At 55.6% G+C, this 1049-nt stretch carries 2 protein-coding genes; both read left to right on the top strand.

Annotation, left to right across the window (positions count from 1 at the left end; translation table 11 throughout):
- Positions 1-62 precede the first annotated feature (62 nt).
- Positions 63-419 (top strand): PDZ domain-containing protein, encoded by a 357-nt coding sequence (locus SPK54_RS13600; RefSeq protein ID WP_330948405.1) that lies wholly within the window; start codon positions 63-65, stop codon positions 417-419.
- Positions 420-527: 108 nt separating this feature from the next.
- The gene (locus SPK54_RS13605; RefSeq protein ID WP_330948406.1) at positions 528-998 is read left to right on the top strand and encodes an HNH endonuclease; all 471 of its coding nucleotides are present in this window, start codon (positions 528-530) and stop codon (positions 996-998) included.
- The last annotated feature ends 51 nt before the right edge of the window (positions 999-1049 follow it).

The following is a 1049-nucleotide window of genomic DNA, read 5'->3' on the forward strand; positions in this document are numbered from 1 at the left end:
GGAGGTGAGGCGCTATTGTCGCCGACAGGTGGCGAGTTGTTCAGACTTTCCTTAGGTCTCCCATGAAAGTTTTTCTGAAAAGCCTACTCGCCCTGGCGTTTCTCGCGGCGTCGATGTCCGCCGCTGCTGGAAAAGGCCATCTCGGGTTCACGGTTCACTACACGCTCAAGCGCAGTGCCTTTGACGCAAAACTTGATCGCGTCGTCGTGACCAAGGTCAAGCAGAACTCGCCTGCAATGCGCGCCGGGCTAATGCCAGGCGACGTGATCGAATTTTTGAACGGCTCAGTTGTAGCTGGCGCGTCCGCACGCAAGCTGGACAAGGAAATGGGGGCAGTCCAAGCCGGAGACACCGTCAAAATGACAGTGTTGCGCTCCGGAAAGAAGGTTGCCATCAGCATGGTCGCTGGGGAGACCTAACAATTCGTTCAAGCCGAGACCGCTGCGCGGCCTCGGCAAAGTCCCGTAGGATTGTGACTCTGCCGTGGCCGCGCAGCGGTCCGGCTTAACTCAGGCGTTAGAGCTCACATGAAAGTTAGTCGCTACTTTCTGCATGGGGACGCAGACCCAGAGGCTCCGGGGACCTACTATTGCGGCGCATGTGACCTGTTCGTAGAGGAAGCGCACTTCGACCGTCACTCTTCAGAGAACTGGCTGCGTCTTGAGCGCAGCGTTAAAAAACTCCAGTCAAGTGATCTAGCGCACCGCTCAGATAAGACCCACAACCTCGCCGCAAAGTGGCAGCATAATGGCAGCGTCAAGCTGCACGAGCTCCTGTATCTCAGGTTCGTGCGTGTTCCACTCACAAAGAAGCAGCGATTCGAGATCCTTAAACGCGACTCATATTCCTGTCAGATCTGTGGAAAATCCGCAAAAGACGGCGTCAAGCTTGAGGTGGATCACAAGGTCGCAGTAGCAAGAGGCGGCACGAATGATTACGAGAATCTTTGGACTTTGTGCTTTGACTGCAACAGCGGGAAACGCGCAGGTGAGCTCTAACAATTCATTCAAGCCGACGCCGCTTCGCGGCGCGGCTTAATTCAGGTGTTA

This window comes from Thermomonas sp. LB-4, assembly GCF_036409385.1.
Taxonomy (GTDB): domain Bacteria; phylum Pseudomonadota; class Gammaproteobacteria; order Xanthomonadales; family Xanthomonadaceae; genus Thermomonas.

Excerpts from the sequence above, each read along its gene's own strand:
- SPK54_RS13605 (WP_330948406.1), top strand. The coding sequence starts at position 528 with ATGAAAGTTAGTCGCTACTTTCTGCATGGGGACGCAGACCCAGAGGCT.
- SPK54_RS13600 (WP_330948405.1), top strand. The coding sequence starts at position 63 with ATGAAAGTTTTTCTGAAAAGCCTACTCGCCCTGGCGTTTCTCGCGGCG.